General features: G+C 41.1%; 15 protein-coding genes. 14 read left to right on the plus strand and 1 reads right to left on the minus strand.

From position 1 onward, the window contains the following. The first annotated feature begins 17 nt into the window (after positions 1 to 17). The 10 genes from folD (at position 18) to DL92_RS0101435 (ending at position 12,110) form a co-directional block, all read left to right on the plus strand. Positions 18 to 875, plus strand: coding sequence for a bifunctional methylenetetrahydrofolate dehydrogenase/methenyltetrahydrofolate cyclohydrolase FolD (gene folD / locus DL92_RS0101390; protein ID WP_026655048.1), 858 nt, complete (start codon positions 18 to 20; stop codon positions 873 to 875). Positions 876 to 915: 40 nt separating this feature from the next. Beyond that, positions 916 to 2,352, plus strand: coding sequence for a chitobiase/beta-hexosaminidase C-terminal domain-containing protein (locus tag DL92_RS0101395; RefSeq protein WP_026655047.1), 1,437 nt, complete (start codon positions 916 to 918; stop codon positions 2,350 to 2,352). Between the two features lie 50 nt (positions 2,353 to 2,402). After that, positions 2,403 to 3,278, plus strand: coding sequence for a sulfide/dihydroorotate dehydrogenase-like FAD/NAD-binding protein (locus tag DL92_RS0101400; protein ID WP_026666677.1), 876 nt, complete (start codon positions 2,403 to 2,405; stop codon positions 3,276 to 3,278). A gap of 62 nt (positions 3,279 to 3,340) precedes the next feature. Beyond that, complete coding sequence (gene gltA / locus DL92_RS0101405) at positions 3,341 to 4,723, plus strand: NADPH-dependent glutamate synthase (RefSeq protein WP_026666678.1); 1,383 nt, start codon at positions 3,341 to 3,343, stop codon at positions 4,721 to 4,723. Positions 4,724 to 4,840: 117 nt separating this feature from the next. Further along, positions 4,841 to 5,461 (plus strand): Holliday junction branch migration protein RuvA, encoded by a 621-nt coding sequence (gene ruvA, locus DL92_RS0101410; RefSeq protein WP_026655043.1) that lies wholly within the window; start codon positions 4,841 to 4,843, stop codon positions 5,459 to 5,461. Between the two features lie 6 nt (positions 5,462 to 5,467). Further along, on the plus strand, positions 5,468 to 6,499 hold the full coding sequence (gene ruvB / locus DL92_RS0101415) for a Holliday junction branch migration DNA helicase RuvB (protein WP_034461988.1): 1,032 nt from the start codon (positions 5,468 to 5,470) through the stop codon (positions 6,497 to 6,499). A gap of 52 nt (positions 6,500 to 6,551) precedes the next feature. Continuing rightward, positions 6,552 to 6,959: a cell division protein ZapA gene (gene zapA, locus DL92_RS0101420; protein ID WP_026655041.1), complete on the plus strand. Its 408-nt coding sequence runs from the start codon at positions 6,552 to 6,554 to the stop codon at positions 6,957 to 6,959. A 34-nt stretch (positions 6,960 to 6,993) separates the two neighbouring features. Continuing rightward, entirely contained in the window at positions 6,994 to 9,282 is a 2,289-nt protein-coding gene (locus DL92_RS0101425; RefSeq protein ID WP_026666679.1) for a peptidase U32 family protein, read from the plus strand. A 4-nt stretch (positions 9,283 to 9,286) separates the two neighbouring features. Continuing rightward, positions 9,287 to 10,681 (plus strand): FtsW/RodA/SpoVE family cell cycle protein, encoded by a 1,395-nt coding sequence (locus DL92_RS0101430; protein WP_026655039.1) that lies wholly within the window; start codon positions 9,287 to 9,289, stop codon positions 10,679 to 10,681. Further along, complete coding sequence (locus tag DL92_RS0101435) at positions 10,647 to 12,110, plus strand: peptidoglycan D,D-transpeptidase FtsI family protein (protein WP_026655038.1); 1,464 nt, start codon at positions 10,647 to 10,649, stop codon at positions 12,108 to 12,110. The genes DL92_RS0101430 and DL92_RS0101435 overlap by 35 nt, the downstream gene beginning before the upstream one ends. A 7-nt stretch (positions 12,111 to 12,117) precedes the next feature. Here the strand turns inward: DL92_RS0101435 and DL92_RS19970 are convergent, their stop codons facing one another. After that, entirely contained in the window at positions 12,118 to 13,185 is a 1,068-nt protein-coding gene (locus DL92_RS19970; RefSeq protein ID WP_051198947.1) for an HD-GYP domain-containing protein, read from the minus strand. Between the two features lie 148 nt (positions 13,186 to 13,333). Here DL92_RS19970 and DL92_RS0101445 point away from each other — a divergent pair, with 148 nt between their 5' ends. From DL92_RS0101445 to DL92_RS0101460, 4 genes are read left to right on the plus strand one after another with little or no spacing between them, the layout of a single operon-like run. Further along, positions 13,334 to 13,660 carry a hypothetical protein gene (locus tag DL92_RS0101445; protein ID WP_026655035.1) on the plus strand — a complete coding sequence of 109 codons (327 nt, stop codon included), beginning with the start codon at positions 13,334 to 13,336 and terminating at the stop codon, positions 13,658 to 13,660. A 17-nt stretch (positions 13,661 to 13,677) separates the two neighbouring features. Further along, positions 13,678 to 14,655 (plus strand): hypothetical protein, encoded by a 978-nt coding sequence (locus tag DL92_RS0101450; RefSeq protein WP_026655034.1) that lies wholly within the window; start codon positions 13,678 to 13,680, stop codon positions 14,653 to 14,655. A gap of 28 nt (positions 14,656 to 14,683) precedes the next feature. Further along, the gene (locus DL92_RS0101455) at positions 14,684 to 15,085 is read left to right on the plus strand and encodes a GerW family sporulation protein (RefSeq protein ID WP_026666680.1); all 402 of its coding nucleotides are present in this window, start codon (positions 14,684 to 14,686) and stop codon (positions 15,083 to 15,085) included. Positions 15,086 to 15,107: 22 nt separating this feature from the next. Next, on the plus strand, positions 15,108 to 15,644 hold the full coding sequence (locus DL92_RS0101460; protein WP_026655032.1) for a J domain-containing protein: 537 nt from the start codon (positions 15,108 to 15,110) through the stop codon (positions 15,642 to 15,644). The last annotated feature ends 258 nt before the right edge of the window (positions 15,645 to 15,902 follow it).

Here is a 15,902-nt window from a genome sequence, read left to right on the forward strand (position 1 = left end):
TACATTTAGGAGTACACATGAGCGCACAGATTATAGATGGAAAAGCGATTTCGCAGATTATAAAAGATGAACTGAAAGAAAAAACGGCCCGTCTTAAGGAACAGGGAATAGAGGTTACACTTGCCGTGATCCTTGTCGGAGAAGATCCTGCTTCTCAGGTTTATGTAAGGAATAAGAAGAAGGCATGTGAGTATATTGGCTACAGATCTCTTTCATATGAGCTTCCGAAGGAAACTTCGCAGGAAGAGCTGCTTAAGCTTATCGATGAACTCAACAACAGAGATGACGTTAACGGAATACTTGTTCAGATGCCGCTTCCTTCACAGATCGATGAGAAGACGGTTATCGATGCCATTAGTCCGAGGAAGGATGTAGACGGATTCCATCCGATGAATGTCGGTGCACTCTGCATAGGAGAGAAAGGCTTTGTATCCTGCACTCCTGCCGGAGTCATCCAGCTTTTAAAGAGAGGGTGCGACGGCAAGATAGATATAGCCGGCAAAGAATGTGTTATCGTAGGAAGATCCAATATTGTCGGCAAACCAATGTCAATGCTGATGTTGAGAGAAAATGCAACCGTTACGGTTGCGCATTCAAAAACAAAGAACCTTAAAGAAGTCTGCAAGAGAGCGGATATTCTTATTGCAGCTGTCGGAAAAGCCGGTATGATCACAAAAGATCATGTAAAAGAAGGTGCAGTTGTAATAGATGTCGGAATTAACCGAAATGAAGACGGTAAGCTTTGCGGAGATGTATGCTTTGATGAGGTAAAAGAGATTGCTTCGGCAATTACACCGGTTCCCGGTGGCGTTGGTCCCATGACTATTGCTATGCTTATGAACAACTGTTATGAAGCTGCTACAATGTTTAGATGATTGTAGAAAAAAGAGTAGAGATAATAGTGGAGTATAAGATATGAAATGTCATAATTGCGGCGCCGAGATACCCGATGGACATCTGTACTGTGATAAATGTGGCGCGGAGATAAATATTGTTCCGGAGTTTGAGCCGGAAGTAGAAAATGAAATAGATACAACGCTATCATCGATTGCAGATAGACTCATTAAAGATGATAAGCCCAAAGTTGTGATCAAATACAGAAATAAAGATGATGTTTTTGAATATATTAAGCAAAAGAAGAATGTCATCATTGGAAGCCTTTTAGGAATACTGATCCTAGTTCTTTTTGTCACTTTGATCTTTATGTCTCAAGACAGAACAGGAGCTAAATATCTTAAACTTGCCGAAAAGGCAAAGAGTAACGGCAACACGTATGAGGCGGTTGCCTACCTCACGGAAGGAAATAAGAGATATCCCTATAATACAGATATTATTTTCGGACTGGCGGATTGTTATCTTGAACTTGGGTCAACCGGAAATGCGGTTGATACGCTGAGAATAATAACCGATTCGTCAATTTACCCAAAAGATTCTGTTACATCAGCGTACGAAAGTATAATTTCGATATATAAACAGGCGGGAGAATATGATAAAATAGCTGAGATTCTTAATGAAGGTCAGAATGAATCTGCTGAGGCACTTAGAAAAGAATATGTTCCAAGTGACCCTGAACTCACTCCCGGAGACGGAACATACGAGGAAAAAGTCACAGTTTCAATTTCAGTTGATGACGGTTCAAGCATTTATTACACAATAAATGAGGACGCTCCTACAAAGAGAAGCAACGCGTACAGAAGTGAATTTGAGATTGATAAAGACGGCGAATACAATATTAAAGCAATAGCTATCAATGAATATGGTGTATCAAGCTCTGTCGTTGAAAGAACTTTTATAATAGAAGGCGGAACGGCACCTACTCCCGAGATCATGGAACCAAGTGGTGATTATAAAGAAAACACCATGATAGTAGCCATAGCGGGTGATGGATGCAGGATCTATTATACAACCGACGGTTCAGATCCGACCATGGACTCACAGGAATATACCGAGCCTATTCCTATGCCTATGGGAACATCTAATTTTAAGTTTATTGCATATAATGAAAAAGGTAATCCGAGTGAGATAGTCGAACGTGAATATGTTCTTGCGTATGACAGAAAAGTTACCAAAGAACAGGCTGTGCAACGACTTGTGAGTAAACTTCTTGCTCTCGATGTACTTCTTGATGAAAAGGGAAGTGTAAGAGGCGGCGGACATAATGAATATATTTATGATTCTGTAATTGAGGTTCCGGGCGCCGGTGAGTACTATAAGATCATCGAAGAATTTGTTCGAGGAGACGGAACAAGAACTCAGACGGGAAGATTGTTTGCCGTTAATACGCATGACGGTACGCTTAATCATCTCGGATATGATACCGGTGGCAGATTTACATTAAAGACCATCAAATAAAGAGTAATTTATTTTTATATACTATTACCAGATATTGGAGGAGGATGACTATGTTCAAGATTTTAGAGGCAAATGAGCTTACTACGAACATCTATCAGATGATCGTTGAGGCTCCTCGTGTTTCGGACGCATGTTTACCAGGACAGTTTTTGATTATCCGTGTTGATGAGGAGGGAGAAAGAATTCCTCTTACAATATGCGACTATGACAGAGAAAAGGGGACTGTAGAGATTGTTGTTCAGGCTATAGGAGCTGAGACATATAAACTTTCCAAACTCAAGGCTGGCGATTGCTTGGCTGACGTTGTCGGACCTTTGGGTAAGCCTTCAGATCTTTGCGAAGAGAGCATTGAAGACTTAAAGAAAAAGAAAATCGTATTTATTGCAGGTGGCGTAGGAACAGCTCCTGTTTACCCTCAGGCAAAGTGGTTAAAAGAACAGGGTGTTGACTGCGATGTTATTATCGGTGCTAAGACTAAAGATCTTGTTATCATGGAGGAGAGATTTAAGAAAGTATGTAACCTTCACATCACAACAGATGACGGTTCTTACGGAAGAAGCGGAATGGTTACAAAGGCTCTCCAGGATCTTTGGGATGAAGGAAATAAATATGATCACTGCGTAGCTATCGGACCTATGATCATGATGAAGTTTGTTTGCAAGCTTACAAAAGAGCTTGGAATTCCTACAATTGTCAGCATGAATCCTATTATGGTTGACGGAACGGGAATGTGCGGAGCTTGCCGTCTTACAGTTGATGGACAGGTTAAGTTTGCCTGCGTTGACGGTCCTGAGTTTGATGGACACAAGGTTGACTTTGACCAGGCAATGAATCGTATGAAGCTCTACAAGACTGAGGAGGGAAGACTTCTTCTCAAGGCTCAGGAAGGTGATACACATCACGGTGGATGCGGAAACTGCAACTGATATATATAAGATTTGTTTCGCAAATATATTCTATTTACGATAACTATATAGGAGAATAAAAGATGGATGGATTTGTAAGAGTTCCGGTCCGCGAACAGGACGCTAAGGAACGTGCTACTAATTTTAAAGAAGTATGTCTCGGATATAATAAAGAAGAAGCTGAGAAAGAAGCTCTCAGATGTCTTAATTGTAAGAACCCCAAATGTGTGCAGGGATGTCCTGTATCAATCAATATTCCTGCATTTATCGAGCAGGTTAAGCAGGGAAATGTTGAGGAAGCTTATCAGGTGATCAGCCAGTCAAGTGCACTTCCCGCTGTATGCGGACGTGTATGTCCTCAGGAGAGCCAGTGCGAAGGCCAGTGCGTAAGAGGTATAAAGGGTGATGCCGTTTCAATCGGTAAGCTTGAGAGATATGTTGCTGATACAGCAAGAGAGATGGGTATTAAGCCCGAGGGTGCAAAGGAGAAGAAGGGCAAGAAAGTTGCCATCATCGGTTCAGGCCCTTCAGGTCTTACATGCGCAGGCGATCTTGCAAAGATGGGCTACGATGTAACTATATTCGAAGCACTTCATGAAGCAGGCGGTGTTCTTGTATACGGTATTCCTGAGTTCCGTCTTCCTAAGGACGCTGTTGTTAAAAAGGAAATCGAGAACGTTAAGTCACTTGGCGTTAAGCTTGAGACAGACGTTGTTATCGGCAAGTCTGTTACTATAGACGATCTTATGGAGAAGGAAGGCTTTGAGGCTGTATTCATCGGTTCCGGAGCAGGACTTCCCAGATTCATGAATATCCCCGGCGAGCAGGCTATGGGTGTATTCTCAGCAAACGAGTTCCTTACAAGAAGCAATCTTATGAAAGCTTTTGATGAGAATTCAAGAACACCTATCATGAGACCTAAAAAGTGCGTAGTTGTAGGTGGCGGTAATGTTGCTATGGACGCAGCAAGAACAGCACTTCGTCTCGGAGCTGAAGTTCATGTTGTATATCGTCGTGGTGAGGAAGAGCTTCCTGCACGTAAGGAAGAAGTAGGACATGCTAAGGAAGAGGGAATCATCTTCGATCTTCTTTGCAATCCTGTTGAGATTCACGCTGATGAGAACGGCTGGGTAACAGGAATCACATGTATCAGAATGGAACTTGGCGAGCCTGATGAGTCAGGAAGAAGAAGTCCTGTTGAGGTGCCCGGTTCTGAGTTTGAGATTGAGTGCGATGCGGTTATCATGTCACTTGGAACATCACCTAATCCGCTTATTTCTTCAACAACAGCAGGTCTTGATATCAACAAGAGAAAATGTATTGTTGCAGAAGACAACGGACAGACATCAAAGCCCGGTGTATTTGCAGGCGGTGACGCTGTTACAGGCGCTGCTACAGTTATTCTTGCCATGGGTGCAGGAAAAGCTGCCGCAAAGGGTATTGATGAGTATCTTCAGAACAAGTAATATATACGAAAATATTGACATAACACCGTCACCCGTTATCGGGTGACGGTTGTTAATCTATATAAATACTGATATGATCAGCGTTTATCTATAAAAAACACGGAAAGAACAGAAAATATGGTTGCTTATGTAAATGGTATTCTTGAGAGTATCGAGGAGGGAAATGCCGTTGTAGACGTTAACGGCATTGGAATAAACGTAAATATTTCCGGTTCTACCATGGACAGAATGCCCGGAATTGGTGAAGTGGTAAAGCTTTACACTTATACGAATGTCAAAGAGGATGCGTTTACACTTTTCGGATTCCTTTCAAGGGATGAGCTGGGTCTTTTTAAACTTCTTATTACAGTTAACGGAATAGGTCCTAAGGGCGGACTTGCAATATTGTCTGTCATGTCGCCGGACGATCTTCGTTTTGCGATTATAGCAGGTGACAGTGCGTCTATTGCAAAGGCTCCCGGAATCGGCAAAAAAACTGCAGAAAGAATAACTCTTGAACTCAAAGACAAGATAAAAGTTACGGAGGATTCGTTGCTTTCACAGGGCGGAGATTCACTTGGAGGAGAACTTTCGGGTGAGAACTCGTCTGCAAAGGATGAGACGGTTGCTGCACTTGTGGCTCTTGGTTACAATCAATCCGATGCCATGAGAGCGGTCAGAAAAGTTCTCGGAAGTGATGCAGGCGCAGCCGCAGATACGGAAGATCTGCTTAAACTTGCTCTTAAGGAGATGTTTTAAACAGCCATGGAAAAGAAAAAGATTGTAACAAACGCCAGAGGAATGGCACCGGAAGCAAATCGGGAAGACATAAAGATCGAAGGATCTCTTCGTCCTCAAAACCTTGATTCGTATATCGGACAGAAGAAGATCAAGGAGAGTCTTAAGATATATATTGAGGCTGCGAAGAAAAGAGGAGATTGTCTCGATCACCTTCTTTTTTACGGACCGCCCGGACTTGGTAAGACCACTCTTGCAGGAATCATTGCAAATGAGATGGGCGTACATATCAAGATCACAAGCGGACCGGCTATCGAAAAGCCCGGTGATATGGCGGCTATATTAAATAATCTTCAGGAAGGTGATATCCTTTTTGTGGATGAAATACATCGTCTCAACAGGCAGGTTGAGGAAGTTCTTTACCCTGCTATGGAGGACTATGCTATTGATATCATGATAGGAAAGGGGCCTACTGCAAGATCTATAAGACTGGATCTTCCTCATTTTACGCTTATAGGAGCGACAACCAGAGCGGGAATGCTCTCTGCCCCTCTAAGAGACAGATTTGGAATGATCCACAGAATGGAGTTTTATGATATTGACGAACTTTGCAGTATCATTTTGCAGTCTGCAAAGCTCCTTGATGTCGATGTAGACAAAGGCGGCGCAGTTGAGATGGCAAGGCGAAGCAGAGGAACGCCGAGACTTGCCAACAGGATACTTAAGCGTGTCAGGGATTTTGCACAGGTTAAGTTTGACGGAAAAGTTACGGGCGAAGTTGCAATGACAGCTCTTGATCTTATGGATGTTGATAAGATGGGACTTGACCATACGGATAGAAATCTTCTTTTTACCATGATAAACAAATTTGCGGGAAAGCCTGTCGGACTCGATACTTTGGCGGCTGCGATAGGAGAGGATCCCGGAACCATCGAGGATGTTTACGAACCTTATCTTATAAAAAACGGTTTCATAAACAGAACTCCCAGAGGACGCGTGGTTACTGATATTGCGTATGCTCATTTGGGACTTGAAAACCCCGTCGATACCGATATATAATTTAAAAGTACAAATTTGCTTATTGGTTGATTTTTTATGCAGGGAGAAAACTATGGCTTCTAAAACGGATACTGAAGTAATTATCGGGGGAAAAGTATTCACCTTAAGCGGCTACGAAGGCGAGGAGTATCTTCAGAAAGTAGCTTCGTACATTAACAATAAGATTGCGGAATATAACAAGTTAGACAGCTTTAAGAGGCAGCCGGTAGATACGCAGAATGTTTTGTTACAGCTTAATATTGCGGATGACTATTTCAAGTTGAAGAAGCAGATAGAACTTATGGAAGAGCAGCTTACCGAGAAGGAAAAAGAGCTCTACGATCTTAAGCATGAGCTTATCGCCACGCAGATAAAGCTTGAGAATACCGAGAAGAACAGCAAGAGTCTTCAGAGTAAACTTGATGATTCTTCCAAAAAGATAATTCAGTTAGAAACACAGGTTAAAGGTAATAAAAGGTGATTTAATGGGGCTGTCTTTAGGGACAGCCTTTTATATGAATATGAAAAAAGTCGAACTTTTGGCTCCCGCCGGGGGCTATGAAACAATGGTAGGCGCTTTCAATGCAGGTGCCGATGCCGTTTATCTTGGTGGCTCTAAATTCGGAGCAAGGGCGTATGCGGACAATTTTGATGAGGCCCAGGTTCTGGATGCTATTTCTTATGCACATTTACACCATAAAAAAATTTATATGACAGTCAATACTCTCGTTAAAGAGCGAGAGTTTTCCGAAGTATATGACTTTATGCTTCCTTATGCCGAAAAGAATCTTGACGGTGTTATCGTGCAGGATCTTGGTGTAATGAAGTTTTTGCGTGACGAATTTCCGAATGTGGAGGTTCATGCAAGCACGCAGCAGACCGTTACGGGAGTTTACGGAGCAAAGCTTTTAAAAGAGCTTGGATGTTGCAGAGTTGTTCCCGCAAGAGAGCTCAGCCTTTCTGAAATGAAGGCAATCCGCGAAAAGGCTGATATTGAAGTTGAAGCATTTATTCACGGAGCGATGTGCTATTGCTATTCGGGGGCCTGTCTTTTCAGCAGTATGGTTGGAACGAGAAGCGGTAACAGAGGCCGTTGTGCGCAGCCGTGCAGACTTCCCTATAAGACTGCCGGATCAAACGGAAAAGAGGAATATCCTATCAGCCTTAAGGACATGTGCACGATAGATCTGATTCCGGAACTTATTAGCGCCGGAATCGATTCTTTTAAGATAGAAGGACGTATGAAAAAGCCTGAGTATGCGGCAGGCGTAACTTCGCTTTACAGAAAATACATCGACTTGTACTATAAAGAGCCCGATAAGGAACACAGGGTATCCAAGGAGGATATGGATATTCTGAAGGCTCTTTATCTCAGAACGGGTATAAGCGACGGATATTATCACAGGCATAACGGAAGAGAAATGGTAACCGTTTCATCGCCTGCGTATAACGGAACTTCTGAAGAAGTTTTCAAGATGATAAAAGAAAAATATCTCGGCTACGAGAAGAAGATAAAGTGTGATATTTACTGTGATCTTACCGCGGGGAGCACTGCAAAGCTTACAATGCTTCTAAAGGATAACAGCGGAGTTGTCTGTGAGATTACGGGAAAAGAAGTTCAGACGGCTTCTAACAGACCGATGGATGCGCAGAATATTGAAAAGCAGCTTAGAAAGCTCGGAAATACACCTTTTGAAGCGGATGATGTTGTTGTTTCAATAGATGATAACGGGGCAGGATGCGGAATCTTTATCCCTGTGAGCGAGCTTAATGAGTACAGACGCAGTCTTTGCGATAAGATGCTTGAGATACTCCTTGATTCGGGTGATGCCAAGGAAAAAGCATATGATCGAAGTGCGGATAAAAATATCGACAGTGCTGAATCGTCAGATAATCATCTGAAGGTACAAAAGAGAAAGGCGGATATACATGTGCTTGTCAGTAGTAAAGAGCAGCTTGGCGTTGCACTCGGATATCTTGCAGGAGATTCGCACAAAAAGAAAATCGAAAGAATTTATGTTGATTCAAAACTTCTTCTCGGAGAAGAAAAAGACAGTGTTTTAAAAGATTTAAAGATCGCCGCAGATGCAGGCACAGAGGTGATCGCGGCTCTTCCTTATGTCACAAGAGAAGAGAAGATTGACGGAACACTTGATATTATAACGCTCATAAATATCTGCAAGGCAGGTAATCTGTGCGGTTTGCTTGTAAGAAACCTTGAGCAATTGGGATATTTGAGAGATAATAATTATCTTGGGAAAGTAATCTGCGATTACGGAGTTTATGTATGGAATGCTGAGAGTTTTAAGCTCCTTTCTGAGTGCACGAAGGGAGATTTCAGTGTTGATGAGATTTCTGTTCCATACGAACTTACTATTCATGAGGCAAAAGATGTTACAGTAGCGGTTAAGTCTATTTGTGATGTTCCTGTTACGTATAATATCTACGGACATGTTCCCATGATGATAAGCGCCGGCTGTGTAAAGAAGACTACAGATAGATGCAGCGGCAAGAACGGAAGCGTTCATAGCGAGAAAATGCATATGATCGACAGGATGGGAAATGACATGACAGTTACGACTGATTGCAGGAACTGCTACAATGTCATATGGAATACGGATCCGACAGTTCTTTTGGGCAAAATGAAGACTATTGATGATATGGGCATCTTCGATCATTACAGGATTGACTTTACGATTGAATCCGGAAATGATACGAGGGATGTTCTTGAAAGTTTTATCAATGATAAAGCTTTTGAAAAAAAGAACTATACCACGGGTCACTATAAACGCGGAGTGGAATGATTTAATGAAACTTTTTGTTACAGAGATAGCTAAATATTTGATAGCTCTTTTACTTCTTTTTTATACCGCCGATTCCTTCGGCGCGCTTGCAAAACCGTATGAGAGCGACAGGAAGTTTATATATACCAGGCAGATAGGCTGTATGTTCGGAGTTCAGATAACCTGCTTTATACAGATATTGGCAAGAACGGGAAAAGTATCCTATCTTTTGTTCTTTCTGTTTCAGATAGTTATATTTGCTTCGGTGATCATGCTTTTTTATATTATTTATCCGGACGCAAACAAGCTTGTTATCAATAATATGTGTATGCTTTTGATGATCGGAATCATCATGCTTACAAGGCTTTCTTATGAGAAAGCGATAAAGCAGTTTGTTGTTGTTGCGGCATCTATAGTATTAGGCTTCTTTATTCCGGAACTGATTTTCAGATTAAATGTCATAAAGCGCTACGCATGGGTATTTGCGGCAATAGGCGTTACGATGATCGGTATAGTTCTGGTTCTCGGAACCGCAACAAACGGATCTAAGATCACATATACGATTGCGGGAATAACCTTCCAGCCTTCGGAATTTACGAAGATTATTTATCTGCTCTTTTTGGCGGGAGCGTTATTTAGGGCAAAAGAACTGACGGATCTTATCAAGATCGCGGGGGTTGCAGGAGTCCATGTAATTATCCTTGTGCTGTCAAAAGATCTTGGAAGTGCGCTTTTGTTCTTTATTGTTTTTCTTGCGCTTATATATATTGCAACGAATAATATCGGATATCTTATTCTGGGACTTGGATTCGGGTCGGTGGCGAGCGTTATTGCTTACGGACTCTTTTCACATATACAGGTGAGAGTTAAGGCATGGCTCGATCCGTTCGGAAATATTGAAAGTGCCGGATACCAGCTGGCACAGTCACTTTTCGGAATAAGCAGCGGCGGTGCTTTCGGACTTGGACTATACGGAGGAGCGCCACAGTCGATTCCTTTCGTTGAGCAGGATTTTATTTTCTCGGCAATCGCGGAGGAATTCGGAATCGTATTTGCGGTTATAATGACACTTATATGCCTGAGCACATTTATGCATATCATGTACGAAGGTTACATGATGCACGACAAGTATTACAGACTTTTGTCATGCGGAATAGGCGTGTCATACATTTTTCAGACGTTTTTAACTATAGGAGGAGGCTCCAGATTCATTCCTCTTACGGGTGTAACACTTCCTCTTGTAAGTTACGGCGGATCGTCCGTAATGGTTACGGTTATCATGGTGATGATATTTGAGGGGATTTGTCTTGTGCGGAATTTCGAGGAAGCGGAAGACTACATGAGACACGACAGATCAAGAGGAAACAAGAGGGATTATTATTACGATGAGAGAAACGAGAGATACGAAGAGGACTACTAGAGATACAAGGGCGTCGCAACCGACTTCGATAATTGTACTTTCATTTATCTATTTGGCGTTGTTCGTGTCAATGCTTGTATTTATCGCGTATTCCGCTACTGTAAATAAACAGAAATACATGAATAACAACTTTAATACCAGACAGAAGATACTGACTGCCCAGAATACACGAGGCAAGATCTTATCAAGAGACGGTGATGTTCTTGCGTCCACCAAAACGGACAAAAAAGGCAAGGAAGTAAGAGAGTACCCTTACGGAAAAGACTTTGCGCATGTTGTGGGGTATTCATCACACGGAAAAGCCGGTGTTGAGCTTATTTCCAATTATTATCTGATAAATTCGGGGATAGATCTTTCTCAAAAGGCAATATATGATGCCAAAAAGAAGAAGTTTCCCGGAAACGATGTTACGACGACTCTTTCTGTTGAGCTTCAGCAAATCTGCAGTGATGCAATTCCTTCACCTAGAAAGGGTGCGATAGTTGTATCGGATCCAAGGACCGGTGAGATACTTGCAATGGTATCAAAGCCTGACTTTGATCCAAATAACATTCAGGATGATTGGAAGAGTTATCTTGAAGACGATTCAGGCGATGCAACTTTAGTAAACAGGGCAACTCAGGGTCTTTACCCTCCGGGTTCCACTTTTAAGATTGTTACTTCGCTTGCATATTTAAGGGACCATCCCAAGGATTACAATGATTATAAGTTTACCTGTAAAGGCAGGGTTTCCGAGGGAGAGAACACGATATCGTGTTACCACGGAGAAAAGCACGGAAAGCTTGACCTTTATACGTCTTTTGCAAAATCATGTAATTCTTCGTATGCGAATATAGGAGTTAATTATATCGATCAGCATACGTTTAATGATGTTCTTAAAAGTCTTATGTTTAATGATAAGCTTCCTCTTGACCTTACATATTCAAGAAGTAAAGCGAGGTATAAGGACGGAATGTCAAAGGGAGATGTTATGCAGCTTGCGATAGGTCAGGGTGCTACAACGGTTACTCCCATGCATATGAACATGATAACTTCTGCAATCGCTAACAAAGGAATTCTTATGAAGCCTTATCTTGTCAAAGAGGTCAGAACTGCCGACGGCAAGGTTTTGGAGTCTTATGACGGCGAAGAAGTTAAGAGAATGATGAGCGAAGAAGAGACGGAAATTCTTACAGAGATGATGACACAGGTTGTTGAGAAGGGAACTGCGAGCAAATTAAAAGGCCTTTCCTACACTGCGGCAGGAAAGACCGGTTCTGCTGAATTTAATTCATCAAGTTCTGATTCGCATGCTTGGTTTACGGGATTTGCGCCTGCCGAGAATCCCCGGATATGTGTTACCGTCATTGTTGAGGATGCTGGAAGCGGCGGAAGCTTTGCCGTACCTATCGCTAAAAAGATCTTTGATGCATATTTCAAATTAAGATGATAATTCATCAATAGACTTCTTCAATTGCAAATCTGTAATCCATCGAAAGATCGAGTGGAGCATTATTTTCATTTAAAAGTATTATGGGATGGGAGAGCGCGTGTTCATTTATACGGATCACGGTTCCTCTCTTCCCATTATTTAATTTAATGCTAAATCCAAGCTGAGAATTTGCAATGCGCAAAAGAATCGCGTTGAGTGCTTCGTAGTCGAATTTATGAAAACCTTGCGCTTCGTAGTTTGCAATAATCTGAAATGCATTTAATTTTCTTCTGTAATTTCTTTTTGAAGTCATCGCAACATATGAATCGACGATTGCGATGTACTTGGCAAATCTGTCGATACTGTCACTGTGGAGACCTGCAGGGTAGCCTGTTCCGTCACATCTTTCGTGATGTTGCATTGCAGCGTTCAAAACATGTTCATTAAAATCCCCCATATTTTTAAGGAAATCATATCCGATAACGGTGTGCTGGATGATTATCATATATTCTTCCCTTGTAAGACGCTGCGGTTTTGTCAGAATCTGAGTGGGAATACTGAATTTACCTATGTCATAAACAAATGCGCACTGAATAAAAAGCAGCTGATCTTCGGCGGAAAGGTCTATAAAAGATCCGAAAACGCCCGCAATAAGAGCTGATTTTAAACAGTGATGAAGAATCATATCCTCATCATTCGCAGGTGTCAGATTATAAAGATATTCAAGGAGTTGCTCACCGCTTGCAACAGAAGAGATGACCGAATTGTAAACATCTATGAGCTGCTGCATGATGATAGGCTGATGAGATGTGATCGCCCCCATCACATATCCCTTGAATACAGGAAAATAAACATTATATATTGATTCAAATTTTTTAAAACCTTCTGAAATACGAACTTTATCATTGTGCGTTGTAGCAAAGTCGGCTTCTTCTTTTATCGGTACAGCCATAATGGACTGTCTGGTGAGCCTTTCGATGATCGTTGCATCTATCTTCGTGTTTGCGGCAACAATTATCTCATTCCTATAATTCAAAATATTTTCTGCGGCTACCATACCGGGTTTTAATTCCATCCTGGCAACGTACTTCATTTTAGTGACCTCCCGTCACACATTCCTGTGCATAATTCCATAAACGCCGCCCTTATGATAAAATAATAAGGATTTATAGCGCTTAATAATAATATACTTTTTCATGTTATTAAGGTCAATTTATTTATCTTAGGGAGCTATGATATTTATGATAAAAAATGGATTCTGTAAATTTTATAAGAATCTGTATTGGGATGATACCATTAAAAACAGAAATTTAGTTAAGTGGCGTCTGTGCCATAACAGAAAGCAACTCACGATTTTCTGCGTTGTGAGAGCTACTAACGGGATCGATCAGCTTGAGATTATTCACAATGCTTTTTTATCTCAGGACTATTACAGAAAACATCCGGTGTACATCTACGGTATCGCATCAGGTTATACGGAGGCACTCGATATTGTTATAAGAATTTCGGATGAAGCGCAGAAAGTGGGGAAGCCCGGGAATCTTTTGGATTATCTGGACAAAAAATAAATTAAACGGAGAAGTTTATGTTGGCGGTTTTTTTATCGGTATTAAAAGTGGTCGGCATCGTGTTGCTTGTGCTGCTTCTTATAGCTGTATTGCTGGTTCTGTTGGTTCTTTTTGTGCCTGTCAGATACAGAATAAAGGGGAATTATCCAAAGAGTATCTTTGAGGAAGGGCAGGGATTTGATAAGGATAAAGCGTATTTGTCCGTGAATTTTTCCTGGCTTTTGCATGTGCTGTCGGGAAAGTTCCTGTATCCCCAAAGGCCCGAGTTTGTCATAAGGATATTCGGGATAAAGTTTTTTCCGCGAAAAGAAAAGCCGGAAAAGATAAAAGAGAAGAAAAATAAAGATAAAGAAAATAAGAATGAAGAGAAGATTATTTTTAAAGAGAATTTTGTTAATAAAAAAGAGAACTTTAATGACGAAAATACATCTTTAGGTGAACATATCGAAAACAATGTTTCGGAATTTTATCAAGAAGATAATGAAATAACAGAAGAAAATATCGAAGATGACGATAAAGACACCTTTTTCGACAAGCTGAAAAAAGTCGCGGAAACGGCTTTGGAGCTGATAAAAAAGCCAAAACATGTGTTTAAAAAAAATCGATATACAATATCTAGAGTTTGTGATAAGATAAGAATGATAAAAAATACTCTGGAAAATGATATTTTCAAGAGAGCTTACAGTCTTGTTAAGGAAAAGCTTGCGCGACTTTTAAAAATGATTCTTCCCGACAAGAGCAGTATTGAACTGTATCTGGGAATGGGGGATCCCGCTACTGAGGCGGAACTTATGTCTGTTTACGGAATTTTGTATCCTGTTTTATATGACAAGCTTAAGTTTACACCCGATTTTGAGAACAGGGCACTCGGTGCGGATCTGGATCTAAAGGGGCATATAACTGTTTTTACGGTTATATATTGTGTCGCTGTTTGCTATTTCAACAAGGATGTAAAAAAAATAATAAACAGATTCAAGAAGATAATGAATTCATAAGGCAATTCTTTATCACCCGGAGGAGTAAATGGGAGACAATAATTTTGGCAGCGTGGTTGACTCGCTGCTTAAAGGTATGAATTCAATTCTTGCGACAAAAACTGTCGTGGGAGAAGCAACTAAGGTTGATGACACAGTGATCTTACCACTTGTCGACGTATCTTTCGGTGTTGGAGCAGGCTCCAGCGATGCGGACAAGAAGAACGGTGGAGCAGGCGGATTTTGTGCAAAGATGTCGCCAAGTGCCGTATTGGTGATCAAGGATGGATCTACTAAACTAGTTAATATCAAGAACCAAGATGCTGTAACAAAGGTTCTGGATCTCGTGCCCGATATTGTGGATTGTTTTTCCAAAAAAGAAGAGAACATGATGGATGATAACGCGGCAGTAGACATTGCTTTTCCCGAGAACAAGAATAAGGGAGAGTAAGTCTTAGGCTAGGGGGGTCCTAATGGAAAAAAAGAGAGACATTGAAGACATTATTCTTAACGGGACAAAGGACGAACTTTCGGAACTCAGACTTTGGCTTTTCAAAGAAAGCGTAAGACTCGAGAATCAGGAGAGCTCACTTTCTGACCGTTACGCACGACTTGAAGCCGATGAGCTTTCATTCAAGAACAGAGTCGATGCGGCAGAGAGAAAGTTGGAAACTGCTACAAAGCGCCTTGATAACGATCAGGCACTGTTTGAGCAGAGACTCAAAATTCTTAATAATGGCTTTGATCAGCTTAACAGTGACAAGAAAAAGCTGCAGAGTGAGTTTGTAAGACTCGAGAGGGAGAGAACTTACCAGCGTGAAATTGAGTATGATGCGGTTGATTGTCTGTTTAGAGGAGTCAATAGCGCACTTGCTCTTAAAAAGAGATACAAAGACCTGATGAAAATGTTTCATCCTGACAATATAAGCGGAGACCAGGATATGGTCCAGCTTATCAATCAGGAGTACAGTGAATTGTGCAGACGTTATGATGTTAGCATGATTAACTAAATATAGTCTTCATAAAATCTTAAGTTGTTTGTTATCACAATATATGATAATGTAAACAAGTCATTGTTCAGTCTGTGAACAATGGCTTGTATATGTTTTCGGGGATATTTTGTTCCGTCATGTATTTGTGTCGGACAAAAAGCTTATATGATGGCATTTTCGCCATAGATTCCAAAATAAAAAATAATAAAATTAAATTATTGACAAGAACGAACGTTTGTTTTATTATAAATTTTAGTTAGAACAGATGTTCTAGAA

This window comes from Butyrivibrio sp. AE2005, assembly GCF_000686965.1.
Lineage (GTDB): Bacteria > Bacillota > Clostridia > Lachnospirales > Lachnospiraceae > Butyrivibrio > Butyrivibrio hungatei_A.